Source organism: Candidatus Vondammii sp. HM_W22 (genome assembly GCF_022530855.2).
Lineage (GTDB): Bacteria > Pseudomonadota > Gammaproteobacteria > Chromatiales > Chromatiaceae > Vondammii.
The window spans coordinates 232,479-254,753 of record NZ_CP099567.1 but is presented as its reverse complement, the minus strand read 5'-3'; the positions used below and the strand labels follow the sequence as shown (position 1 = coordinate 254,753).

The following is a 22,275-nucleotide window of genomic DNA, read 5'->3' as shown; positions in this document are numbered from 1 at the left end:
AAGTGTCACTTTAGGACGGAATGTCCCCAGAACCCCTTTTGGAAGTAAGTAATGGTCCGGCAGAGGGTCTCAACAGCCGAATCAAGATAATCAAAGTGCGTGGCAGAGGTTTCCGCAACAAGGAGCCTATAAAGTTTTCTGTGCAACAACCAAAGTTAGATATATTCCGCCAAGCATTCTTCGAACTCAATCATAAATCTATTCAGTGCTGGTTTCCAATGACGGATCGGCATTGTCCACTTTTTCGATGCGGCCTGGATTCCCAGGTGGATTACCTTCTTCGCCGAATCATCGGTTGGAAACAACTTCCGCTTCTTGATCGCTTTGCGAATGACGCTGTTCAGCGACTCAATGGCGTTGGTCGTGTAGATCACTTTTCGTCTGTCATCCGGGTAGTTGAACGGCGTGTTCAGGTTCTGCCAATGAGCACGCCAGGAGCGGCTGATCCTGGAGTATTTGTTGTCCCATCGATCAGAGAATTTATCCTGCGCCGGTAAGGCTTCTTCCCCGGTGATGGACTGATAAATATTTTTCAAATCAGCCGTGACAGGCTTGTAGTCTTTCCAGGGCACATACTTCATCGAGTTCCGTAGCATATGCGCAATACAGAGCTGGATCTGGGCATTTGGAAAAGCCGTGTTGATGGCATCAGGAAAGCCCTTTAAGCCATCGACACAGGCAATCAAAATATCCTTCACACCGCGATTCTGAAGCTCTGTCAGCACGTTCAGCCAGAACTTGGCACCCTCATTCTCCGACAGCCACATCCCCAATAATTTCTTGTGGCCTTCCAGGTTGACGCCCAGAGCGAGATAAATCACTTTCTTATCTTGCCTGATTTTAACGACAATGCTGCCCAGATAAACAATAGGCTGAATCGCATCCAGGGGGCGAAATTACCATTCAACAACCTGCTCGATAACCGCATCGGTAACTTTGGATATGAGTGTGGCGGAGACATCGACTCCGTACATTTCCTTTTCGCGGATCGTCATACATTGAGGTAAATCGACGCTGGTGCTTTTTAACTGGCCGGTGTTTAAAGCTGCCCGCTCTTTCTCGTGGAGTATCCTGTTCAAACTGGCCATCCTCCGTTTGCAAGGTCTTGCCAGTAGTGCCGTTGCGGCTATTACTCGCTTCGGATTGTTCATGTTTGGCAAAGCCAAGATGATCAGCTAGTTCAACGTTGAGTGCTGCATCGACCGTGATTCTGGGCAGCATTGGCCGAAACTCGTTGAGATCTTCTTCAGTTTTGATGTGATTAGCGGCCGCCTAGGGTTCTTTCTTGTCGATCGTCTGCCTATCCTCACCCTGTTTGGGTTTAATGACAGGTAGTTACACAGCATTCAGGACTGTCTCTGCAAATCAGGGAAGCCCGGTATCTTCACACTCGTTTTTTGGCAACATCCATATCCATACCTCGCTTTAACCGGCCAGAGCCACACCAATTGACGCATGTCATACACCAAATTCATCATACCCATCTTCACACCGACCCTGCCTTGGCCGATGCTACGCACTAGTTGATTGGCCTGCTGGGCAAACACGTGCTCAACTCAAGCCCGAACTCTTGATCGTTTTCGGTTTGCCTCTTGCTCCCGTTCATTCTAGGGGCGTTTACATGTCGACTTGCGATGAATCTGACTGCGGTAATGCGCACCCCGGTAAAGCGGCTTCCCGTTCTACTGCGGCAAGCAGAATCGACCCAGACACTGCCATTATTGTTCTCATCCAGCCGTTCCTCGAAGACCTGGCTATCGTGGACTTCTGCTGATGTGATGGCGTACTTGCGAATGACTTCATGGTTCCAGTGGGCTTCAACATTCTTCTGGCGGCGTTTGTTATCACTCCATACTCAGTGCTATCCCCGGCTTTGATCTGCCTATTTTCCTCTCGCGTATTATGTTGCCTGGGTGCTGGAACGATAGCGGCATCTACAATCTGTCCCTTGCGAACACTGAAGCCTGCTGCATCAATCTGGATCAACAGCTCTGAAAAGAGTTTGTCAACAAGGCCCGGTTCTTTCAGGCGCTCACGATATACCCAAACTGTTTTAGCATCGGGTACCTTACCCTCCGGGCTCAGCCCAGGAAAACAATAAAAGCTATAGCGAGCCCGTATTTGGAGCTTTGTTTGATCATCCGACAAATTGAACATCAGTACCGCATCGTAAGGTGGACGCCCACCTTTACTGGGACCACTGTTTTTATAAATTGAGCCCAGCAACGTCCGAAAAGCCGCCCAGTCTACGGTCCTTTCCAGCTTTGGCAGCAGGTCTCCTTGTTGCTCAAGGAGTTCAAGTCGGTCTTGATGATCAAAAAAACTCGGTTGCATGATTTTTATCAACAGTTAGTTGAATTGTTGACTAATTATCGCTAATTTTGGAAGGTTTTTAGAAGCTCGCCTATACATCTTTTGCATTGGCGTTTAAGTTATAGAGGCATTGTTCGTCGTTTAGGTCGTCATCACACCACCATCTCACGTGAAGTGATCAATGGTCGACTCATAGCCTGTTACCAGGATGGGCTTGCACAGAAACGTGCGATGGTTCGATGCAAGAAGCCGAGGCACACTCGCAGGTGATCACATAAAAAAACACCTGCATTATGTCATCGAGCGGTTACAGGAAGATTGGTCACCGGAAACAATGGCTGGACGCCTCAAGCTAGATCACCCTAGAAGTGCATGTCTGCGGATTAGCCCGGAAGGTATCTATCGATGGATATACGAGGATGCTGCACAAGACGGTTTTTTGTACCAACATCTACTGAGGCGGCACAAAAAGCGTCTAAGACAGCAGCAATACGGGACTGGGCGTGGTTTGATTACCACATCGTGTGAGCATTCATGATCGCCCTGTGAGTATTGGCAACCATCGCCGCCTTGGCCACTGGGAGGGTGATAACGTTGAGGGAGCCAAGAGCTCAGGTGGCATTGCCACCCATGTGGAAAAAAAGAGCCGCGTACTGGTTGCTGCTAAACTGAGCGACAAATCAGCAGATACTTTATTATCTGGTGACAACAACTACCTTAAGGTCATACCTGAGAAATGGTGTAAAACCTGACGGTTGATAACGGTAAAGAATGTGCTCAGTTCAGGAAAATTGAAGAAGCCACAGGCATGAATGTTTACTTTGCTGATCCTTATTCCTCCTGGCAACGGGGCACCAATGAAAATACCAATGGACTGCTACATCATTGTTTTTATAAAGGAATCAATTGGCGAAAGGTCACTGGTCTAATGTTCGCAACTGTAGCGAAAAAACTCAACAATCGGCTTCAGAAATGCCTCAATTATTAGACGCCAAACGAAGTCTTTCTGAAAAGTGCAGGTGGTAAACTTACAACTTGGATCCACCGATCTAAAAGGTTCAAGGAACCAGATCCTCTGGCCTAATACTTCAAGGACGACTAAATATTGCACAAGGCAAGTGGCTGTGATTACTTTGTACTGCTATGATGCCCCGCATTGTCGAACAATTTTTGGAGTACCTCGCATGAGCGAAGCTACCGCAACCGTTTTGAATGATGATGAGCTCAGCCTAACCAGCCCGGCACAAGGCAAGATGATGGAATTGATCGGCCAAGTTGAAGAAGAGATCAAGGGCGTTCGCGTCTATGCCACCCCAGGTGGATGCAGTGGCATCAGCTTCGGCATGACCTTCACTGACCAACTCAATGATAATGATTCCACGCTGGAATGTGATAACTTCAATGTCATTGTGGATGCAGATACCATGCAGTACCTGCGCGGTGTAGAGATCGATTATGTTGACCGTGGCGATGGCAATGCCAGCTTTGTATTCAACAACCTGCAGCCTGTTGGTAGTAGCGGTTGTGGTACCTGCGGCTCATCCCAGGGTGGTGGGTGCAGTTAGTGCTCGCCGGGAAGCGATGAAAAAAGGGCGCAGAGGCAATGCCAGTAAGTTAAGCCGTAACTCATTAATTCTGCTATAATAATTACCCCCATGAGTGCCGACATTTACCACGATATTAAGGTCGCAATATGAAGCTTACCAAGGTCATTTGAATCTATTTATACCTACATAAATACAACTATCTCTGATAATCATTTTAAGATCAAACACCGCCTCTCAAAAAACAGTTTCACGCGTATATCGTAAACTCAGTTTCCCCTCCTTGATTCTGTATTTTCTAAACCTCAGAAAAATGCTGCGCAGGTGGAGCTTGATCGATTTTATAAAGCACTCAAGAATCGAAAACAGGCCGCTCAGGAAATCACCAAATCTGCTTTTTTTCAAGCTAGAAAACAGCTCTCTCATGCGGCATTTATTGAGCTGAATCAGATCATCACACAAGATTTCCATGATCGTTTCAACGGCTATCAAAAATGGAATGGATTTCGACTCTGTGCGATTGATGGCTCACAAATTCGTTTACCCAATGAAGAGGATGTGGTGCATCATTATTGGCGCTCAGAAAGGCAAGCACAACCAAGCTGATTGCCCTATGGGTTTGGCATCAGTCTACTTCGATGTGCTTAACCATACTGCCATTGATTCCAGCCTCTACTCATGCTTCTGAGAGGCAATGTGCCGCCTACACCTTGAGAGGGCCCGTAAAGATGACCTTGTGATCTATGATAGAGGTTATAATGCATTTCTCATGGATACGATGTTGTATAATGCCAATCAGTTTAAGGCGTTGTACCACCTCCGGTGGTGTGTCGAGGAAAACTACAAACGCCTCAAACAGTGGGTTGAAATAGAAAACTTCTCCGGTAAATCAGCACTGTCTGTGAGGCAGGATTTTCATGCCAAAATTGTATCTGCAAATCTAACGGCATTAATGGCGTTGGCCGCACAGAAACAGGTACAGAGTCGAACCAAAATGCACCACTATGTTTATCGGGTCAACTTTGCCCAGGCCCTGTCAAAAATGAAACATACCTTGATCGCTCTGATACAGCAGGCAGCTGTGGGTGTGAAAGCATTGATTGAACAAACAACTCACTACATTGCCATGACATTTGAGGCTGTTCGAGGGGGCAGACATTATGCGCGAAAATTCTCACATAAGCTAAAGAATAACGGGCATTGTAATCAATGGGTTACGGCTTAACTTACTGGCATTGGGCGCAGAGGCGTTCTTTCTCTTCCTGAATATCTGTTCAATACCCCCCCTGGAACAGCTCAGCTCTAGTTTTTTTAAAATGGGCAAAAAAACGGCTAAAAGGGTTTTAAAATGGTCAGTAAAACAACTGCTACTAGAATCAGCAGCGGGAACTCGTTGAACCACCGAAACCATACATGGCTATGGGGATTGGCATCTGTGTTGCGGAACTGGATCATCAGTTTGCCGCACCAAATGTAGTAGCCCGCAAGTATAGTGACCAGAATAATTTTTAGATGCAGCCAACTCATGGTTTTGAATGCTTCCCAGCCATAGAGCCCCGCCAATGTAAAGCCCAGCGCGAGAGTCAGCATTGCCCAGGGGGTGACGAACCAGAACAGCTTTCGCTCCATGATCTCGAGCCGTTCTCTGGTGGCACGGTCTTCTGACATGGCGTGGTGAACGAATAGGCGGGGAAGGTAGAACAGGCCCACGTACCAGGATATCAGGAAGATGAGATGACCCGCTTTTATCCAGAGCATGTCAGGCTTCTCCTCTCAGCATGACTTTGGCTTTTTGACTGCTTCGACTCATTTTTGTTTTCCACCTGATGGTCCGGAGTCTGCTACTGTTGCTTTTTTTCCACCGAAAATTCACCGATAGCCCGGAATATGCTCTCAGGGTGCGCCAGATTTTCGGCAGTAACCAAATGACCAGCAGTGTGAAAGCGATCAGGCCTGCAACAAACAGCCAGGGATAGTGGAGTGATGCCCAGAGGCCGCCAATCACCACAAGGTCCTCGGTGATGGATGCCGTCCAGTTGCTGAAAGGTTCTGGAGATGTGTTGATCAGCACCCGGCTGCTCGCCTTGGTGAAATGGCTTGTTGCAGCCAGACCGCCACCTACAAGTAGCGCGGCAAATTCTGCCGCCTGACTTGCATCCAGCCCTTCTGCCATACCGGCAGCCAGAACAGCCCCGGCCGGTATTCGGATAAAGGTGTGCAAAGCATCCCAGCCGGTGTCGATACCGGGTGCTTTATCAGCAACGAACTCAACCATGCACATGAGTCCGGCCGCTGCCATAACTATGGGGTCTGAGAGCAGTTCCAGTCCTGGTGGCAACGTTATATCACCGGTCATTCCAAAGTATCCCAGTACCAATACTGCGGCATATAGATTGATGCCCGAGGCCCAGGCTACGCCAAGTGTCAAGGAAATAATCTCTATGGTTTCCATTTAACGGTCCTGTTTATTCAACTTTGAGTCTCTGTTCCGAGTAGAGTTCATTGGCATTTGCTTAATTACCGCCAACAAGCTTTTACCCCGTCCTGATGTTCAAGATAGTGTGTGGATACGCTTATTCCAAGAGTGTCGGCGGCGGGGGTGTATTTATTGCGTCTCTTGGAATTAGAATGGATACCTCTATCCCCTTTCACGGAGCGATTAAACAACAGCCCTCATTTTAATCTATCTTGCTGAATCATAGGGAAATATTGACCATATGGCCGATTATGGTTATATTTGCCCCATTGATGAATGTGGCGCTCATAATACGAGTCGTGGGTAATAGGCATTAAGAAAAATCACCACTGTCGATTAAACGGTCTTTTCGACCACTTTTTGTTATCCGGTCCGCGCCAGAATCCAAGGCTATTTTTCTCAAGCAATTTAATGTAACTTACTAAATTTACTTAACTATAATGAGTTATTTATCAAGGGTACCGGGCTCTTCTCAAAAGAATGATACAAATGCTATACCCTCGATATGGGCTTCTTGAGGGTGCGCCCTGCAGACTCTCTTCGATTTTTTTCTTCCAATTTTTTATTTTGGGCCGTATGACTGTCAGTCTATTTTTTTCCGGTATCTTCTTGTTTTGAATTTTTTACTTCGTTGGTGAGCATGAGGGTTAAAGTTGGAATTGTCGGTGGTACCGGATATGCCGGAGTGGAGCTGCTGCGTCTGCTGGCGGGACATCCCGATGTTGAAGTTGCGATAATTACCTCCCGCTCAGAAGCCGGTCGGCCGGTGGCGGACCTGTTCCCCAGTCTGCGCAGCCACTTCGATATCACGTTTTCCAATCCTGATGTTGAGCAGCTCGAGGCCTGCAACCTAATTTTTTTCGCCACACCTAACGGAACAGCAATGAAAATGGTCCCGGCACTCCTGGAGCAGGGGTGCCGTGTGATCGATCTGGCAGCTGACTTTCGTATCAAGGATATTGCTGTGTGGGAGAAGTGGTATAGGATGACTCACGCATGTCCCGAGCAGGTGGACCAGGCCGTCTACGGTTTGCCCGAGGTCAACAGAGAAGCGATAAAGCATGCTAATCTGGTTGCCAATCCAGGCTGTTACCCGACGGCGGCAACCTTGGGGTTTCTGCCTTTGATAGAGACAGGATTGGCTGACTTATCAGGACTGGTTGCCGATTGTAAGTCAGGTGTGAGCGGCGCAGGCCGAAGCGCGAGCACTGCTATGCTGATGAGCGAAGTCGGTGAAAGTTTCAAGGCTTACGGTGTGCCAGGGCACAGGCATCTCCCTGAAATTGGACAAAATCTTTCTCTTGCTGCCGGGAAGCCGATTGAACTGACGTTTGTCCCACATCTGTTGCCGATGATTCGGGGTATTCACGCTACGCTCTACTCCCGGGTGGCGACTGATGTCGATCTGCAGGCGCTATTCGAGTCGCGTTACAGTGATGAGCCCTTCGTGGATGTACTGCCGGCAGGGTCGCATCCCGAAACACGCAATGTAAGAGGTGCCAACAGTTGCAGTATTGCAGTGCATCGTCCGCAGGCTGGTGATGTGGTGGTGGTGCTATCGGTTATCGATAATCTGGTAAAGGGCGCTGCTGGCCAGGCGATTCAGAATATGAATCTGATGCTTGGGCTGGACGAAACCGCCGGATTGGAGGTTGCCGCACTGCTGCCATGAGTACCCCTGTGTCTGGTGCTCCGGGAGTTAATATCTTTATGCACCCTCATAACCTTTGCACGGTATTATCGAGAACAGGCGTATCTTCGATCTCGGGGTTCTGGGGACATTCCGTCCTAAAGTGACACTTATCTCTATAGCCCATACCCCACAAGGCCTACAGAGGTGGCTTAATTTTCATTTTGCACGATTGATTGCATAATTTCATCCAAATCTAGTAGGTTTTGTTCAAAGCTAAAGCTGTAAGTTCCGTTCAAATTGATGTTATGCCAAGCCACTGGCGAAACTTGCTTAATAATTTCCAACTTCTTATCGTCACTTTCCCCCTCAAAATGCTCAAGTAATCGCGTCAGTATCAGCGAATTAAAATAGATAATGGCGTTGGTTAATAGCCTCGCGCATTCATTCCACAAGACAATCTCATCGTCTGATTTTCCCTGGAAACGATTGCCATTCACATGTGCAATAGCACGCCGTAATTGATGATAAGCTTCCCCACGATTCAAGGCTCGCTGTACATAAGTTCTTAAACTGGCATCATCAATATAGTCCAGTAAGTACATGGCCTTGAGCATACGATTATATTCAGTTAAAGCTTTCAGCAAGGGGTGGTTTTGACTATAGCCAGAAAGCTTTCTAACAAGGGTCGCCTGCGTTATCGTCTTCTGCTGTAGTGATATAATAATGCGCTGTATCGTATCCCACTCATCGATAATTAATTCTGTATTAATAGGCTTTTTTAATGAGAGCGTTGCCTTATTGTCTTCTCCCTCATTTACATCAAAAAGATCTGATATCACGGTTCCAAACTGAGCATAGCGCGGCGCAAAGATATAGCCAAACAGGTCCAGCAAAGCAAAGTTAACATGATTAACGCCGTGCGTATCCGTTGACAAAATATCCGGCTTAATCTCCGAGGTATTGTTATGAAGCAGATCCAAAATAAAATGAGATTCATGTTCATTGGAACCAATAATCTGGGCATTCAAGGCTACATGATTGGCAATCAAGTTCATCGATGTTAGTCCTTTATTCGTGCCAAAATATTTAGATGAATAGCGAGTTTTAAAAGTCTCTAACCATGATTCGAATTTTTGCCCGTCAGCACTGGCATGAATGAGTCCTTTTTGGATATTGTAATGCTTGAAGATTGATAATTTCGCTGTCGCATCGTTAATTGCATCATTGCCGAGGTTTAGCGTTTCAGGTCGCAAATAATTGGCCTGTACTGTGCGTAGATGATCTATCAGAGATGCTGGCCATGCCGTGTAGGCCATAATAGGTTCCATTGCCAATGAGAGCCGCCAGTAAATCATTCAAATGATCACTCTATCCGGACTGTACCTGGCGAACATGCTCAAAGTGCTTTAAAAATCCTGTTTCCTGATGAACGAAGCGTAATACATCGGCAATGTTAATCGGTTTCATACGATCGAAAAAGGGATTGTTTAAAGCCGATTTTGTGCCTGAATACGGCAACCTCCATTGAGTTTTTCCTGAGCGATTATGCAATACCACATTTCGATTGTCGCCCTCATCAATGCGCTGGCCAACCCGTTGCAGCTTATCGTTCATCTTTTTCTCCATCGATTTAACCCGCTGGGCAGGCTCTGTATTCATGCTATCTAGCATGGAACCTTTAAGTAGCTTGTCTTTCTGTGACCAGGGGATATCTCCAACAAGGTCATCGTGTAATGCACGATATTTGATAGCCGTTGGTATAAAGAGTTTCCCACCAAGATTATTTTGAGCTGCTAAATACAGCATCAACTCGTAACGCTCAGAGAGTACGTTGTTATCAATATTGATAACATACAATTGGTGTTTGGCTGGAATCAATCGTCGATCTGACGATGCTAATTCACCAGCACCTAACAACTCTTTTTTCATTCTATTTAATTGTGCAGATAAAGCCTGTGTATTGTCTGATCCTTCAAAGGTCAGGCATAAAAAAATGGGGCGTATTAAGTGCTGAATCAGTTCACGATGCTTATCATAAAATTCCCAGATGTAATCATTTTTCGTGCGTTTTTGTTTCTTCAGATACAAGCACAGTGATTCTATTTCCCGTGCTCCAAGCAAGCCTTGTACCCGTTGTTTTATTTGTCTAAATGACACATGGTCATCAATGGTGTCGTCAATAAAAAAGTATAATAATTCAGCGGCTTTGCTAATATTTACTACCGCGCCCTCCCAATCTTTATAGGCCATTTCCTTGGCATACGCTTTAGCTTTTTCACGTAACTTTCGGACATGATAAATAAATCCATCAGCCAAACGTTCAATATTGATTTGTACCCGCTCCTGAAGATAACAAAGTAAATAAAGCTGCTGCGTGACACGGTCGAAGCGTTTAAGCTTGGTTATAGAGTAGTAATCAACCATCGCCGCATAGTGCAGTCGGTTTTGTTGCGATAGTGATAGAGCAGAGGCCACTTGATTAACTTCATCCATCCAGGGCTGAATCAACTTGTTGACGTTCAACTCTTTCTCCAATTCTGGAGCATTAAAACTTTTCGCCGCCTGCTTAAGTTCTTTAACGGTTAGCATACCTTTTCCATCAACTAACTCAGCCAAGTTAGTAGCTAATTCATCTGATATGGTTGTCTTTAATAGATCAGAAAGTCGCTTACGTTCCTGTTTGATTACCTGACTGATAATTCGCTTGACCTTTCCCCCAGAAATAGAGCCATGACAAGGATGAGATTTCCAATTAGTCTGTGTATTAGGAGATCTCAAGATGAAGAAGAAGCGTTACAGAGAAGAGCAAATTATTGGTGCCATCAAGCAGCATGAGTCAGGGGTAAAAGTTGATGACATTTGTCGTCAGTTCGGCATTTCAACCGGGTGCTTTTATAACTGGCGAAGCAAATACGCCGGGATGGATGTCTCAGAAGCCAAACGGCTCAAAGAGCTTGAAAGCGAAAATAACAAGCTTAAGAAGTTACTTGCCGAGAAAATGCTTGAAGCTGAGGCGATGAAGGATGTGCTCTCAAAAAAGTGGTAAAGCCTGCTGATAGAAAACAAATCGTGAGCTACCTTAAGTCGCGGTTCAAATTAAGTGAGCGTAGAGCTTGCCAATTAGTAGGCTTAAGTAGAACCGCTTTTCGGTACGTTACTCAATGGGGAAAAGATGAGCCTCTACGCAAACGGTTACTTGAGCTGGCAAAAAAGCATCCGAGTTATGGTTATTTGTTTTTACATGGCCTCCTGAGAGGAGAGGGGCTTGTGAAAAACAAGAAGCGGACCTACCGAGTCTATAACGAAGAAGGTCTTCAAGTGAGGACTAAAAAACGCAAGAAGATAATACGACCAAGAATGCCAACGATTATGCCCATTGGTAAAAATATACGCTGGTCAATGGATTTTGTCAGTGATCAGTTGGCTAATGGTCGCCGCTTTCGAGTATTTAATGTGATTGATGATTACTCAAGAGAAGTTATTGGCCAGCTCTCTGACTTCTCGATCAATGGTCACCAGGTCGCTCGTTTTTTAACTCAGGTGATTGAGCTAAGGAGCGCTCCGGATCAAATAATCTGCGACAACGGTACTGAGTTTACTAGCAAGGCGATGTTCTACTGGCAAAAAGAAAGTGGCGTTAAGCTAGGTTTTATTCAGCCAGGTAAGCCTACTCAGAATGCGTTTGTAGAAAGCTTAAACGGTAAATTCAGAAATGAATGCTTAAATCAGCATTGGTTCAGGTCCATTGATGACGCTAGACATGAAATTGATCAATGGCGAGAGCACTACAATCACGTGCGGCCTCATAGCGCATTAAATTATTTGTCACCTGTGGCCTTTGTGAATAGGGCCGCTTAGAATGAATTATCTCATCCAAGTCTTGGTATTAAGATGGGGGGAAGGTCAGTCTGGCAGTAAGAACCCGATCCAGCAGATCAAATCAACGATCACATATTTGAAAATAGCGACCTATGAGGCCGTTACCGGAATAGCATCAACAGAGGGCAATGTAGATGACGATGGTAATGGATCAGGAAGCGAAACTAAATACATCACAGAAGACCAGGCGCTGAAAATAAATGCTCTGATCGATGACAACAACTTGGATAAAGAGGCATGGCTGAAGTATTCCAAGATCGAGCATTTCAATGAATTGGAAGCGCATAGATTCGGCAGTCTCATGAAGCGAATCAATGAACGGCTGGCGATTATTGCAACGAAGAGTCAGGCATGATTACACATAATGTTGAACAATCCAGCCCCGAATGGTTCGCACTGAGAGCGGGAATTCCCACCGCCTCTAATTTCTCCAAGATCGTCACGTCAGCAGGCAAGGAATCAAAACAGCGTAAATCCTATGCCACCAAGCTGGCCGCTGATATGTATGCGGGAAAAATTCTTGACCAATACAGCAATGAGCACATGGAGCGCGGCATAGAGCAGGAGGCCGAGGCGAGAGAACTGTATGAACTGACCCGTGGCCTCTCTGTGGAACAGATTGGATTTATCACTGATGACAAAGAGCTTTACGGCTGTTCGCCTGATGGATTGATCGGCACAGATGGCATGGTGGAGATCAAATGCCGGAAAGCAGAAATTCAAGTTAATACCATTATCAAAAGTGTTCCTCACTCTGAAAACATTGCGCAGATTCAAGGGCAGATGTGGATAGCAGGGCGTGTGTGGTGTGATTACGTTTCATACCATCCGGATCTACCTCTATTTGTTTACCGAGTGAAAGCTGATCCAGTTCTGCATAAAGCGCTTGAACTCGGAATCAACGAAGTAATTGCGATACGCGACGAAATACTGATTATTTTATGGAAAAAATAATGTCTACAGAAACCGCTTTAATAGCAATTGATATGATCAACATTCTTGATGTTTTTACCCAAGATGGTGTTGAAAATATGATCAAAAAAATTGAAAAAAAGGCAAGAGAAAATATCTTCGATATCAGCACTGCCCTAGGGCGAGATCAACTTAAATCCATGTCATACAAGGTGGCGCGGTCCAAAACACTTCTGGACAACGCAGGTAAAGAAAGAATCGCTGAGCAAAAAAAGGTATTAAAGCAGTTTGATGAAAGTAGAAAAGCGTTACGGGATGGGTTGGACACATTAAAAATAAGATATCCGTCAACCCTTGACCAAGTGGGAAGAAGAGCAAGCCGTAATACTGGAAGAGGCTAGGCGTAAAGAAGAGTTGCGCATAGAATCTATTCAAACGCTGATAGGCAGTAATTTCGACATATATAGAGCGAACAAATTACAAGGGTCGGCAGCATCAGTAATCAAAGATCTTTTCAGGGATGTAGAGTCACTTGATGTTACAGAAGAAATTTACCAAGAATTCACGACTGAGTCATTCCAGAAAAAGGCCGAACTTACAGATATTTTTATTGATATGCACAGCAAAGCCGTTGATGCGGAGCAGGAAGACGAACGTCGCAAAGATGAAGATGATAGACTGAAAGAGGAACGCAAAAAACTCGAAGCCGAGCGTGATCGCATTGCGGGTGAGAATCGGAAAATTACCGAAGAGCAGGAAAGAATCAGGCAACAGCAGGAAGAAGACCAGCGTCGTATTGATGCTGAAAAGAAGGCTATAGCTGACAACAAGGCGAAGATGGAGTCTGAGCGCCTAGCAACTGAGCAGGCCGAAAAAGCCAATCAGGCAGCAGCAGAAGCCGCAGAGAAACAACACATTCAGGAAGAGGCAGACGCCAAAGCCAAAGCTGAGTGTGAAGAAGTGCTGAGGCCGGATAAGAAGAAGCTGGTTGTTTATGTTCGGACACTAGAGACAAGTGCAATAACCGAGGCTGAAAAGCTTAAATTCGACTCGGATGATATCAGGCATTGCGTGGTGGAATTCGTGCTGGGGGTGAGCGCGTTATGCGACAACACTATCGCTCATTGCGGAAAATAATTGCAACAGTTCAATGGCTCCCCACCAGACATCGGATTCAAACGGTAATTCAAAGAACATAAGCGGAGAAATGTAGGATGAAATTCGGTTCCGTATGTTCCGGCATCGAGGCGGTACGAACTGAATGCATCTGGCTAAACCAAAATTGCGCAAACTGGCAAACACAGCCCAGCTTGGCGCTGTAGAGAGAATAGAAGGTGATTTTTTGAACACTGCATTAGTCACAGAAGCCGATCTGATGGTCTGGATGAACTGCAAACGCAGAGCAGATCTAGAGAAAAATTTGCGCGCCCAGGGGATACCTGTGCTGTACGGTGCTGGTGGTACGGTATGTACAACAATTAACGCTGTGAATACCGCGATGGGTGTCGGAAATGATGATAATCACTCGGAAGACATTGAATTTGTCCAGAATTAGATATGGCTCCCCGCCCGCGATCAAGAAAAAACCAGAAGTTGCCAGAATATGTTTATCTCAAAAAAGGGCGATATGTGCTCGTTGAATACAATCCAGAGACCCAGAAACAAACAGAAAAACGATTGTGCAGCGGAGAAGCGACGCTCGCCCAAGTATGGGCCGTATACGAAAAAATGACTATCCCCGCTGGCGGAAGGACAAAAACATTCCGCTGGCTGTCAAAACAATATCAAGATTCCCTGATGTTCCTAAAAAAAGCGGCATCGACTCAACAGGATTACCGTGGGTATCATCGTCGCATCTGTTCAAAAATGCTGGAGGATGGGCGACACTTCGGAGACATCCCGTTAAAAAATTGGACTATTCCAACTGTACGAAAATATTTAGATCAACGAGAAAAAGAGGATGCATGCATCGGTGGAAACCGGGAAAAATCATATATCAGTTTAGTATTCTCATGGGCAATTGAGCGGCACCTGGGGGGAGTCACAATCAATCCGGCCAAGGGCGTCAGGAGAAACGAGGAGCGAGCACGTACTCGCTACGTTACTGATGCCGAGTTCGAGGCCGCAAAATCCGAACTGTCTGGATATCTCCCGATAATTATGGAGCTAGCATATTTATTGCGCGCCAGACTGTCAGAGGTGCTGGATCTGACGGGGATGACGTGCTTGACGAGGGCATCTATCTGCACCGACGGAAGGGCAGCAGGGACGCCATTACCCAGTGGTCCCCAGCGCTCAAATCTGCGGTTGATGCGGCAAAAATTCTGAGGACAAATCTATTCGGAAAACACTTGATTCAAGGTCGCAGCGGTGACCGGCTATCAGAGTCCACGGTACAGACAGCCTGGGGTCGATTTATGCGGAAAAAATGGCAGGGAGAGCGGTTCACAATACACGACCTAAAAGCCAAGGGGATCACCGACACCCCGGGCGACAAGCAGAGAGCTGGAGGCCACAAAGACCCCAGGATGGTCCATGTCTACGACAGAAAGCCCATCGATATTGAGCCAACGAAATGAGTTGTTTTGGGAAAATCATATTTATTTTGGTAATTCACAATTTCCGCATTCTTAAATCACGTTAACTCATTGATAATGCTGCTGAATTGGTGGGCCATGAAGGATTCGAACCTTCGACCAATGGATTAAGAGTCCACTGCTCTACCAGCTGAGCTAATGGCCCAAATTACTACAAAATGGGGTGGATGATGGGACTCGAACCCACGACGACTGGAATCACAATCCAGGGCTCTACCAACTGAGCTACACCCACCATAGAACTGCCTGTGCAATATGGCACGCCCGGCAGGATTCGAACCTGCTACCCTCGGCTTAGAAGGCCGATGCTCTATCCAAATGAGCTACGGGCGCAGATAGAAAAATAATGGTCGGGGTAGAGAGATTCGAACTCCCGACATCCTGCTCCCAAAGCAGGCGCGCTACCAGACTGCGCTATACCCCGACACCCAGCCTCGCCTTACGACGAAGAGGCCGATATAATACGCACACAATGGAGCTGAGTCAACGAAAAAATCGTCCTCGGCAGCAGACGGCTGCAGTGATAATTCGACCCAATCAGGGTATCATTCCGAAATTCTCCAAACCCCGAGTGGATCGCGCAAATGAGTGCTCAAATTCTAGACGGAAAAGCTATCGCCGCCGACATACGCAAAGACATTAAAGCCAAAATAGATCAGATGCGGGAAGCAAACCAGCGCCCCCCTGGCCTAGTGGTCGTTCTCGTGGGTGAAGACCCCGCTTCACAGGTCTATGTGCGTAACAAGCAACGCTCGTGCGAAGAGGCTGGCTTTCTCTCAGAGTTGCACAGACTACCGGTTAAGACATCTCAGGAGGAGCTGCTGAGCCTGATCGACCAGCTCAATGAGCGGGAAGAGGTTGACGGCATTCTGGTGCAGCTTCCCCTGCCGGAACAGATCGATGAAGAGGCGGTAATCGAACGCGTCATGCCGACCAAGGATGTGGATGGGTTCCACCCTTATAATATCGGCAGGCTGACGCTACGCATGCCTATACTGCGCCCCTGCACCCCCAAGGGTGTGATGACCATGCTGGAGAAGATAGGACACAAGCTGGAAGGCCTAGATGCCGTCATTATCGGACAATCCAACATCGTCGGTCGCCCCATGGCCCTGGAGCTACTTGCAGCACGCTGCACGATCACTGTCTGCCACAGCCGGACCAAGGATTTGGAAGCGAAAGTGCGCAATGCGGATATTATCGTCGCCGCAGTGGGACGGGCTCGCTTTGTTCCGGGTAAATGGGTGAAGGAAGGTGCATTGGTTATCGATGTGGGCATCAACCGTCTGGAGGATGGCTCACTCTGCGGTGATGTGGATTTTGAAGGCTGCAGCAAGCGGGCCAGCTGGATCACACCGGTACCCGGTGGTGTAGGACCTATGACGGTTGCCACCCTGCTGGAGAATACACTACAGGCAAGAGAGCTTCACGACAGCTGACTAATTAGAGACGAAAAAAAGGTGCCTCACGGCATCTTCAGAAGCAGGAGAACACCTTATCCCTGGGAGTAACCGGAAATACCGGGGTTACCCTTTACGCCAACCAGCGTTGGTGTGTTGAGTTTTTCGATCTTGACTGTTTTCTTGTCGCGCAGATAATCAGCCACCACGTCCCAGATCGGACGGCCGGGAGATTTCGAGCCGACGGTTGCCCAACCGGCCACAGTATAGCCCTTTCTCGCGTCAATGAGGGTGCCATCATCCAGGGTCATGTTGGTGACGCGCTTGCCAAAGAGCTTATTCGGGTCACAGACATAGTCTAGTCCACCCAGGCGCACCATATCACCACCCTGCTGGAAGTAGGGGTCCTGATTGAAAAGGTTGTCGGAAACATCTTCCAGAATCGCCTTGATATCGGCGCCACTCATCTCGCGACGATAGGTCTCCGGATAGGTGATGCAGGTCTGGTCCATCACATTGCCCATTGTAATGGCCTCACCTGGCAGCACGGTGGTGCCCCAGCGGAAGCCGGGGGAGAGTGATATCTGTGCATCTTCCACTTTTCGCAGGGCATCGCAGATCACCTGATCGAAAGTGCCGTTGAAGTTACCTCTCCGATAGAGGGTCTCTTCGGCAACAGCCAGCTTCTCTTCCAGCTTCTCTTTATAAGGTGCTCTGACCTTATCAATGTAAAACTGCATCTCACTGTCTGCAGCCAGCAGGTTGGAGAATATGGGTACCAGACGGTACTGATAACCCTGCACTTTTCCGTTACGTACATCCAGGTCCATCACACCCAGGAATTTGCCGTTGGAACCGGCATTGGTCACCAGGGTCTTGCCACTCCTATTTTTCACCAACGTGGGCGCCGGCATGCCATCATGGGTATGCCCACCAAAGATCACATCGACACCGCTCACGCGGGAGGCCATTTTCAGATCGACATCCATTCCGTTGTGGGACAGCACGACAACCACATCGGGCTTCTCAAGCCCACGCACGGCATCGACCGTCTCCTGCATGCGCTCGTCCTGGATACCGAAAGTCCAGTCGGGGATAAAGCGCTGGGGGTTGGCGATTGGCGTATAGGGAAATGCCTGGCCAATAACGGCAACCTTGGTGCCGTTGATAACTTTCATGGTGTAAGGCTTGAATGCATGCCCCTCATCTTCATCAAAGCCGTCAAAGTCGCTGAATTTATAATCAAACAGCGCGTCTTCCGTGACACTGACATTCTGCGCTATAAACTCACCGTTAAATTCACCAATATTCTCGATAATCTCGCTATCTTGATAGGTGAACTCCCAGTGCCCGGTCATCACATCCACTCCCAGCAGATTACAGGCACCGACCATATCCTTGCCCCGGGTCCAGTAGGAGGTGCCGGAACCCTGCCAGGTATCACCGCCATCCAGTAGCAGGCTGTTGCCATCACCACGTTCTGCCCGAAGACGCTTGACCAGATTGGCCAAGTGAGAGAACCCACCAACCCGGCCATACTCATTGGCCGCATTGTTAAAATTGAGATAACTGAGGGCGTGAGCTTCAATACTACCCTGCTCCACACCAAAGTGTTTCAGCAAATTTTCGCCGACCAGATGAGGCGCCTTACCGTAAGCGCCACCTATGCCCATGTTGACATTCGGCTCACGAAAATAGACCGGATTCAATTGCGCATGACAGTCGGTCATATGCATGAGGCAGACGTTGCCAAAGCGGGGAACTTCATATAAATCAGATGGTTTTCTTGCTGCAGAGAAGGCAGATCCCGGCAGCATGCCTGCCATGCCCGCCATTCCCATCAGGCCTATGAATTCTCGTCTTGAAATGGTCATCGAAAATTAACCCCCCAGGCACAGTATCCCTGATATCAACATATTGATAAATAAGAAATTACAAGAGGAGTGGACCACTGAGGAAGGAACTCATTTCCCCAGTGGTCCGGAACAGAATAGCTGTTATTTGACGACGGCTTCCATAGAGTCGGAGTTACCTTGGTTATCCACCCACTTCAGTGTCAGAGTCTCCCCTTTTCCACCTTCAAACTTGAAAGAGAGGTAAGGGTTCTTCGAGACGCCGCCACTCCAGGCCGCCGTCATCAAATTCGTTCCGCCCATATCGCAGGTCACTTCCTGGATGAAGTGGGCAGGAATTAGTTTCCCTGTCTTCTTGTCTTTACGAGCACCTGTCTCCATTGGGTGGGCCATCAAGGCTTTTACTGTTGTCACTCCGCCTTTGTGTTTGGCGCGAATCTTAATACTCTTTTTTGCCATTACCTGTTCCTCAGCCTTTTGGCGTGTCATGCACAGTTACTGTGTACGGGGCGGCTCAAACAATCGGTGTTAACCACCGCAACCACCGATGGTTACTTTGACGCCTTTCTTGGCGCTGTAAAGCTTGCCTCCGGCTTTCACCACGGCAATGACATCGCCGCTCTTACCCATTTTGATACGGGTAGAGGCGTAACCTTGCGAACCAGCACCCAGGGCAAAACTGGCCACCAGAGGAGAAGGGTTGCTGGGAGCGACAATAGAGATAGACTCAACACCACTGATGCTGGTGGTAACACTAATCGGTACAACTGCGCCATTTTCAGCAATATCAGGGGCTTTAACTTTAATATCACCACTCTCTTCAATCGCGTCAAAGCCTGTCAGCTCTCTCATGGCATCGCCAACGTTCTTCGCTTTAAAAGCACTCTCAGGCCAGGCCGCAAGCACAACTGAAGGGATCAAAAGTCCAGCACCTACGGCTACACCCAACGCCCCGGCTGTCATCGAGCCCTTAAGAAAAATCCTGCGTTTCATAATTTTCACTCCTAAATATTTATTCGTTCAATTAGAAACTGTGGTCAAGCCAAGGCTGACCCAAGACTGCATGCCGCCACGATACCACTTCAGCTTATATGAAGGGTAACCCAGCTTGGTCAGTGTCTTGATATTAACCGAAGATTGGGGGCACCAGCTACCATTACAGAACAGCACCAGAGTCTTGGCATTGCGGAAATCCCATTTACCGTTGCTCAATTTGGCATTGAACTGTCTGGTCAGAATGTGATTTAACGTCTCTGCTTCTGTCTCAATATCGAAAGTACCCTGGACATCCACATTGATTTTATTCCATGGGATGTTGACCGATCCTGGGATGGTGCCACGCCGAATCCACTCGGGGGAACGTGAGTCCACCACCATCACTTTACGGTCGCCGTTACTGATCCGTTTCAGATAACCCAAAACTTCCAGTTCACCAACCGTCTCCACACCCGAGGCAACCTGCATCGGCTGGATACAGAAAGGTGTGCAGACCCGGGCTGTTTTGGCATAAGCTTTGGGGATCATCGCACTCTTGTCTGACGTACGCGAGATGGTCACGTCCTTACCATTGTGCACTACGTCCACGCTGTGCAGCGTAGGGGTTATCTTGCCGCCATGCTCTGCCGCAGCCAAACCGGATATCGCAAGCCCGCCAGCCAGCAAGAGTGCCATTAATGCCCTTGCATAGTTCATTATGCGTATTCTCCTAGTGGGTTTCAGTATCAGTTCTTCAGGTATGAAGGTAACCGCAGCTGTGTTTGTGCAACAGCCTGATCATAACCCAGTTCACCCTGCTGCTGGGCTTTACCTGCCAATTTGATGGCAGCTGGAAAATCACCCTCATCAACAAGCTTCTTGGCTTTTTTGATCATTTTACCGGTGTCTCGCCATTCGCCCGCTACCGATGCCGCCTTTTTTCTGGCTATATCCGCATCGGCGATTGCCTGAGTCGCCTTTATGGCCGTTGGATCAGCCGCTTTTGCTGCCTCCGCCGCTAGGCTGTTACTGATACCATCCATGGCAAAAGCCATCAGGACCAGTACGCCCAACATATATTCTATTCTCATGTTCACACTCCAAATCTCGTTCTCCCTGCAGGTGCAACACTCACACCCAGGTTTGGTTATTTCCGGGCGCCTGGGCCATTCAACTCAAGGCCGTTACTCATGCTGGTCAGGAAGTACTCCAGATTACGGTACTCTTCACCCTGAGCCTTGAAAGGCTTTGCCCTGATGTTTTTGTTACAGCCAGTAAAACGGCGATGCAGTGTGCCAACGGTACCCCACTTTGACCGATACACCGGAAAGTGAGTCGTATGGCCCAGCGCCGGGCTGAGTATTTCAGAGCGAATCTGCATACCGACACTCTGCATATGGCAACTGGCACAAGAGAAATTGAGTTGGCCGCGACGGGTAAAATAGAACTTCTTGCCCTTTTCGTAGGCCTCCATTGCACGGGGATCATCTTCAGGAACCACCACATTGGTCATCTTGCCGCGGGATTGGTATGCAATATAAGAGGCAATATTGTTGATTGAACCCTTCTTATAATTCAGCGGTTTTTCACCATTCGCCTCACGGCACTGGTTCAATGCCAAGGGCAGTGTCATCACTATACTCTGCTTTTTATCCCAACTGGGGTAATTCTGGGCAATGACTGGACCTTCAGGGAAGCAATCCTTATAACCTTTGCCATTGGCAAAAGGCTTCTCCCACATCGCCTCGCCCTCATCGATGAACAGCTCGTAGGGAGGAAACTCTTCAATCGTTTCCCAGTTCTCGCGTCCGACCTTATCAATAGCATAAACACCATTAGCATAATCTTCAAAAGGAACGCCTGGAAACCGCCCCTCGTAGTATGTCTTGTAGGTAGCCCGGTCTTCATCTGGCGATGCCTGCACATTCAGTACGGCACCCACAGTCATGACCAGCGCTACAGTAAGCTTCAGCAACTTATCCATAATTCACTCTTCTCCAAAATTATTGCTCTCAGCCGCCGACTACAGCGACAAAACGAAATCGACGATCTTATCTATCTCTGCTTCCGAAAGAATCGCGTGGGCACCAAATAGCGGCATCATCGTTTCCTGATTCATCCTTGAAGCATCTGAGATCTGCGCCGTCAGTTTTGCCTTTGCCGGATACCGAGCCTTCATGGCGACCAGCGGTGGCGCAATATTGCCGTGGGCACTGCCGCCTTCAATCATATGACATGCAAGGCAATTGCCTTTGGTACGGCCAAACGCCAATTTTTTACCTTCCGACACATCGCTCGCACTGGCTGCAAATGCACTGGAGCCCACTATTGAGCAACCAGTCAAAACAGCGAATGCTGCCGCCACAATCACTAGTCGTTTTCTGATTTTTATCATCATCGTCCTCCTTACAAGGCGGATGCTGGGTGGGAATAGCCGATAAGGAGAAGCAAGCGCAAATTGCGTTGATCACCAGACAAATCAGCCAACCATTTTTACCTTTTCGCTTGCTTATTCAGGGTCTGACTAGACGATACGCGGGCATCTGAAAAAGCAGAGTGAATATACAAATCTTCAGGCCATGCCGATTATGGAAACTCCGCAGAGTAAATAAAATTGGGAGATACTGGAGCGCCTGCTGGGGTTTTCCGTAATAGGTGCAGCAGGAAAAAGATGGATCTGCCTAGATTATCCG

25 protein-coding genes, 4 tRNA genes and 3 pseudogenes are annotated in these 22,275 nt (G+C 47.7%); 16 read left to right on the top strand and 16 right to left on the bottom strand.

Annotation, left to right across the window (positions count from 1 at the left end):
• Nucleotides 1–20: 20 nt before the first annotated feature.
• Nucleotides 21–89: pseudogene (locus tag MN084_RS19065) on the top strand (hypothetical protein); the annotation flags it as partial.
• Nucleotides 90–155: 66 nt separating this feature from the next.
• Here MN084_RS19065 and MN084_RS01375 read toward each other — a convergent pair.
• Both MN084_RS01375 and MN084_RS01370 read right to left on the bottom strand, forming a co-directional pair.
• Nucleotides 156–1,257, bottom strand: a pseudogene (locus tag MN084_RS01375) (IS256 family transposase).
• Nucleotides 1,258–1,617: 360 nt separating this feature from the next.
• Complete coding sequence (locus MN084_RS01370) at nt 1,618–2,334, bottom strand: transposase (protein ID WP_241085153.1); 717 nt, start codon at nt 2,332–2,334, stop codon at nt 1,618–1,620.
• Nucleotides 2,335–2,858: 524 nt separating this feature from the next.
• Here MN084_RS01370 and MN084_RS01365 point away from each other — a divergent pair.
• The 5 genes from MN084_RS01365 to MN084_RS01350 all read left to right on the top strand — a co-directional run bounded on the left by MN084_RS01365 (nt 2,859) and on the right by MN084_RS01350 (nt 5,082).
• On the top strand, nt 2,859–3,065 hold the full coding sequence (locus MN084_RS01365; protein ID WP_241085154.1) for a hypothetical protein: 207 nt from the start codon (nt 2,859–2,861) through the stop codon (nt 3,063–3,065).
• 56 nt (nt 3,066–3,121) lie between these two features.
• Nucleotides 3,122–3,301 (top strand): hypothetical protein, encoded by a 180-nt coding sequence (locus tag MN084_RS19060; RefSeq protein ID WP_445083873.1) that lies wholly within the window; start codon nt 3,122–3,124, stop codon nt 3,299–3,301.
• A gap of 196 nt (nt 3,302–3,497) precedes the next feature.
• Nucleotides 3,498–3,878, top strand: coding sequence for a HesB/IscA family protein (locus tag MN084_RS01360; RefSeq protein ID WP_241085155.1), 381 nt, complete (start codon nt 3,498–3,500; stop codon nt 3,876–3,878).
• 303 nt (nt 3,879–4,181) lie between these two features.
• Nucleotides 4,182–4,463 (top strand): hypothetical protein, encoded by a 282-nt coding sequence (locus tag MN084_RS01355; RefSeq protein WP_241085156.1) that lies wholly within the window; start codon nt 4,182–4,184, stop codon nt 4,461–4,463.
• 130 nt (nt 4,464–4,593) lie between these two features.
• Nucleotides 4,594–5,082, top strand: a complete 489-nt coding sequence (locus MN084_RS01350; RefSeq protein ID WP_241085157.1) for a transposase — start codon at nt 4,594–4,596, stop codon at nt 5,080–5,082.
• 107 nt (nt 5,083–5,189) lie between these two features.
• Here the strand turns inward: MN084_RS01350 and MN084_RS01345 are convergent, their stop codons facing one another.
• Nucleotides 5,190–5,615 (bottom strand): CopD family protein, encoded by a 426-nt coding sequence (locus MN084_RS01345; RefSeq protein WP_241085158.1) that lies wholly within the window; start codon nt 5,613–5,615, stop codon nt 5,190–5,192.
• A gap of 1 nt (nt 5,616) precedes the next feature.
• Complete coding sequence (locus MN084_RS01340) at nt 5,617–6,309, bottom strand: DUF4126 domain-containing protein (protein ID WP_241085159.1); 693 nt, start codon at nt 6,307–6,309, stop codon at nt 5,617–5,619.
• 664 nt (nt 6,310–6,973) lie between these two features.
• Here MN084_RS01340 and argC point away from each other — a divergent pair.
• Nucleotides 6,974–8,005 carry an N-acetyl-gamma-glutamyl-phosphate reductase gene (gene argC / locus MN084_RS01335; protein WP_241085160.1) on the top strand — a complete coding sequence of 344 codons (1,032 nt, stop codon included), beginning with the start codon at nt 6,974–6,976 and terminating at the stop codon, nt 8,003–8,005.
• Nucleotides 8,006–8,175: 170 nt separating this feature from the next.
• Here the strand turns inward: argC and MN084_RS19055 are convergent.
• A pseudogene (locus MN084_RS19055) lies at nt 8,176–10,675 on the bottom strand (Tn3 family transposase); the annotation flags it as partial.
• Nucleotides 10,676–10,745: 70 nt separating this feature from the next.
• Between MN084_RS19055 and MN084_RS01320 the strand changes: the two are divergent.
• From MN084_RS01320 to MN084_RS01285, 8 genes are all read left to right on the top strand, one after another.
• Nucleotides 10,746–11,824 (top strand): IS3 family transposase gene (locus MN084_RS01320; protein ID WP_241085162.1). Its coding sequence is split into 2 segments (ribosomal slippage): nt 10,746–10,998 and nt 10,998–11,824, totalling 1,080 coding nucleotides; the frame shifts between segments, so codons are not numbered across the junction.
• A gap of 1 nt (nt 11,825) precedes the next feature.
• Complete coding sequence (locus tag MN084_RS01315; RefSeq protein WP_241085163.1) at nt 11,826–12,200, top strand: hypothetical protein; 375 nt, start codon at nt 11,826–11,828, stop codon at nt 12,198–12,200.
• Nucleotides 12,197–12,799, top strand: coding sequence for a lambda exonuclease family protein (locus tag MN084_RS01310; protein ID WP_241085164.1), 603 nt, complete (start codon nt 12,197–12,199; stop codon nt 12,797–12,799). The genes MN084_RS01315 and MN084_RS01310 overlap by 4 nt, the downstream gene beginning before the upstream one ends.
• Entirely contained in the window at nt 12,799–13,158 is a 360-nt protein-coding gene (locus MN084_RS01305) for a hypothetical protein (protein ID WP_241085165.1), read from the top strand. The genes MN084_RS01310 and MN084_RS01305 overlap by 1 nt, the downstream gene beginning before the upstream one ends.
• Nucleotides 13,112–13,894: a hypothetical protein gene (locus MN084_RS01300; protein ID WP_241085166.1), complete on the top strand. Its 783-nt coding sequence runs from the start codon at nt 13,112–13,114 to the stop codon at nt 13,892–13,894. Before MN084_RS01305 ends, MN084_RS01300 begins: the two co-directional genes overlap by 47 nt.
• A 124-nt stretch (nt 13,895–14,018) precedes the next feature.
• The gene (locus MN084_RS01295; protein WP_241085167.1) at nt 14,019–14,312 is read left to right on the top strand and encodes a hypothetical protein; all 294 of its coding nucleotides are present in this window, start codon (nt 14,019–14,021) and stop codon (nt 14,310–14,312) included.
• A gap of 2 nt (nt 14,313–14,314) precedes the next feature.
• Nucleotides 14,315–15,085: a hypothetical protein gene (locus MN084_RS01290; RefSeq protein WP_330178270.1), complete on the top strand. Its 771-nt coding sequence runs from the start codon at nt 14,315–14,317 to the stop codon at nt 15,083–15,085.
• Nucleotides 15,086–15,108: 23 nt separating this feature from the next.
• Nucleotides 15,109–15,336, top strand: a complete 228-nt coding sequence (locus tag MN084_RS01285) for an integrase (RefSeq protein ID WP_241085169.1) — start codon at nt 15,109–15,111, stop codon at nt 15,334–15,336.
• 87 nt (nt 15,337–15,423) lie between these two features.
• Here the strand turns inward: MN084_RS01285 and MN084_RS01280 are convergent.
• The 4 genes from MN084_RS01280 to MN084_RS01265 all read right to left on the bottom strand — a co-directional run bounded on the left by MN084_RS01280 (nt 15,424) and on the right by MN084_RS01265 (nt 15,778).
• A tRNA-Lys gene (locus MN084_RS01280) sits at nt 15,424–15,499 on the bottom strand.
• A gap of 14 nt (nt 15,500–15,513) precedes the next feature.
• Nucleotides 15,514–15,589: transfer RNA gene (locus MN084_RS01275), tRNA-His, on the bottom strand.
• 21 nt (nt 15,590–15,610) lie between these two features.
• Nucleotides 15,611–15,687: transfer RNA gene (locus MN084_RS01270), tRNA-Arg, on the bottom strand.
• Between the two features lie 14 nt (nt 15,688–15,701).
• Nucleotides 15,702–15,778: transfer RNA gene (locus tag MN084_RS01265), tRNA-Pro, on the bottom strand.
• 160 nt (nt 15,779–15,938) lie between these two features.
• On the opposite strand from MN084_RS01265, the gene folD reads away from it, so the two are divergent.
• Nucleotides 15,939–16,793: a bifunctional methylenetetrahydrofolate dehydrogenase/methenyltetrahydrofolate cyclohydrolase FolD gene (folD, locus tag MN084_RS01260; protein ID WP_241085170.1), complete on the top strand. Its 855-nt coding sequence runs from the start codon at nt 15,939–15,941 to the stop codon at nt 16,791–16,793.
• Nucleotides 16,794–16,849: 56 nt separating this feature from the next.
• Here folD and soxB read toward each other — a convergent pair whose 3' ends face one another.
• From soxB to soxX, 7 genes are all read right to left on the bottom strand, one after another.
• Entirely contained in the window at nt 16,850–18,628 is a 1,779-nt protein-coding gene (gene soxB, locus MN084_RS01255) for a thiosulfohydrolase SoxB (protein ID WP_241085171.1), read from the bottom strand.
• Nucleotides 18,629–18,751: 123 nt separating this feature from the next.
• On the bottom strand, nt 18,752–19,066 hold the full coding sequence (gene soxZ, locus MN084_RS01250) for a thiosulfate oxidation carrier complex protein SoxZ (protein ID WP_241085172.1): 315 nt from the start codon (nt 19,064–19,066) through the stop codon (nt 18,752–18,754).
• A 69-nt stretch (nt 19,067–19,135) separates the two neighbouring features.
• Entirely contained in the window at nt 19,136–19,600 is a 465-nt protein-coding gene (gene soxY / locus MN084_RS01245; protein WP_241085173.1) for a thiosulfate oxidation carrier protein SoxY, read from the bottom strand.
• Nucleotides 19,601–19,627: 27 nt separating this feature from the next.
• Nucleotides 19,628–20,299, bottom strand: a complete 672-nt coding sequence (locus tag MN084_RS01240; protein ID WP_241085174.1) for a rhodanese-like domain-containing protein — start codon at nt 20,297–20,299, stop codon at nt 19,628–19,630.
• 29 nt (nt 20,300–20,328) lie between these two features.
• Nucleotides 20,329–20,673, bottom strand: coding sequence for a SoxXA-binding protein (locus MN084_RS01235; RefSeq protein WP_241085175.1), 345 nt, complete (start codon nt 20,671–20,673; stop codon nt 20,329–20,331).
• 56 nt (nt 20,674–20,729) lie between these two features.
• Nucleotides 20,730–21,566 carry a sulfur oxidation c-type cytochrome SoxA gene (soxA, locus tag MN084_RS01230; RefSeq protein ID WP_241085176.1) on the bottom strand — a complete coding sequence of 279 codons (837 nt, stop codon included), beginning with the start codon at nt 21,564–21,566 and terminating at the stop codon, nt 20,730–20,732.
• 39 nt (nt 21,567–21,605) lie between these two features.
• On the bottom strand, nt 21,606–21,977 hold the full coding sequence (gene soxX / locus MN084_RS01225) for a sulfur oxidation c-type cytochrome SoxX (RefSeq protein WP_241085177.1): 372 nt from the start codon (nt 21,975–21,977) through the stop codon (nt 21,606–21,608).
• Nucleotides 21,978–22,275: the final 298 nt, after the last annotated feature.

What these genes read in the sequence shown, in the direction of transcription:
- soxY (WP_241085173.1), bottom strand. Translation starts at nt 19,600, where the DNA reads ATGAAACGCAGGATTTTTCTTAAGGGCTCGATGACAGCCGGGGCGTTG.
- soxX (WP_241085177.1), bottom strand. Translation starts at nt 21,977, where the DNA reads ATGATAAAAATCAGAAAACGACTAGTGATTGTGGCGGCAGCATTCGCT.
- MN084_RS19060 (WP_445083873.1), top strand. Translation starts at nt 3,122, where the DNA reads ATGAATGTTTACTTTGCTGATCCTTATTCCTCCTGGCAACGGGGCACC.
- MN084_RS01290 (WP_330178270.1), top strand. Translation starts at nt 14,315, where the DNA reads ATGGCTCCCCGCCCGCGATCAAGAAAAAACCAGAAGTTGCCAGAATAT.
- MN084_RS01310 (WP_241085164.1), top strand. Translation starts at nt 12,197, where the DNA reads ATGATTACACATAATGTTGAACAATCCAGCCCCGAATGGTTCGCACTG.
- folD (WP_241085170.1), top strand. Translation starts at nt 15,939, where the DNA reads ATGAGTGCTCAAATTCTAGACGGAAAAGCTATCGCCGCCGACATACGC.
- MN084_RS01295 (WP_241085167.1), top strand. Translation starts at nt 14,019, where the DNA reads ATGCATCTGGCTAAACCAAAATTGCGCAAACTGGCAAACACAGCCCAG.
- MN084_RS01340 (WP_241085159.1), bottom strand. Translation starts at nt 6,309, where the DNA reads ATGGAAACCATAGAGATTATTTCCTTGACACTTGGCGTAGCCTGGGCC.
- soxA (WP_241085176.1), bottom strand. Translation starts at nt 21,566, where the DNA reads ATGGATAAGTTGCTGAAGCTTACTGTAGCGCTGGTCATGACTGTGGGT.
- MN084_RS01315 (WP_241085163.1), top strand. Translation starts at nt 11,826, where the DNA reads ATGAATTATCTCATCCAAGTCTTGGTATTAAGATGGGGGGAAGGTCAG.
- MN084_RS01360 (WP_241085155.1), top strand. Translation starts at nt 3,498, where the DNA reads ATGAGCGAAGCTACCGCAACCGTTTTGAATGATGATGAGCTCAGCCTA.
- soxZ (WP_241085172.1), bottom strand. Translation starts at nt 19,066, where the DNA reads ATGGCAAAAAAGAGTATTAAGATTCGCGCCAAACACAAAGGCGGAGTG.
- MN084_RS01240 (WP_241085174.1), bottom strand. Translation starts at nt 20,299, where the DNA reads ATGAACTATGCAAGGGCATTAATGGCACTCTTGCTGGCTGGCGGGCTT.
- MN084_RS01345 (WP_241085158.1), bottom strand. Translation starts at nt 5,615, where the DNA reads ATGCTCTGGATAAAAGCGGGTCATCTCATCTTCCTGATATCCTGGTAC.
- MN084_RS01235 (WP_241085175.1), bottom strand. Translation starts at nt 20,673, where the DNA reads ATGAGAATAGAATATATGTTGGGCGTACTGGTCCTGATGGCTTTTGCC.
- MN084_RS01305 (WP_241085165.1), top strand. Translation starts at nt 12,799, where the DNA reads ATGTCTACAGAAACCGCTTTAATAGCAATTGATATGATCAACATTCTT.
- MN084_RS01370 (WP_241085153.1), bottom strand. Translation starts at nt 2,334, where the DNA reads ATGCAACCGAGTTTTTTTGATCATCAAGACCGACTTGAACTCCTTGAG.
- soxB (WP_241085171.1), bottom strand. Translation starts at nt 18,628, where the DNA reads ATGACCATTTCAAGACGAGAATTCATAGGCCTGATGGGAATGGCGGGC.
- argC (WP_241085160.1), top strand. Translation starts at nt 6,974, where the DNA reads ATGAGGGTTAAAGTTGGAATTGTCGGTGGTACCGGATATGCCGGAGTG.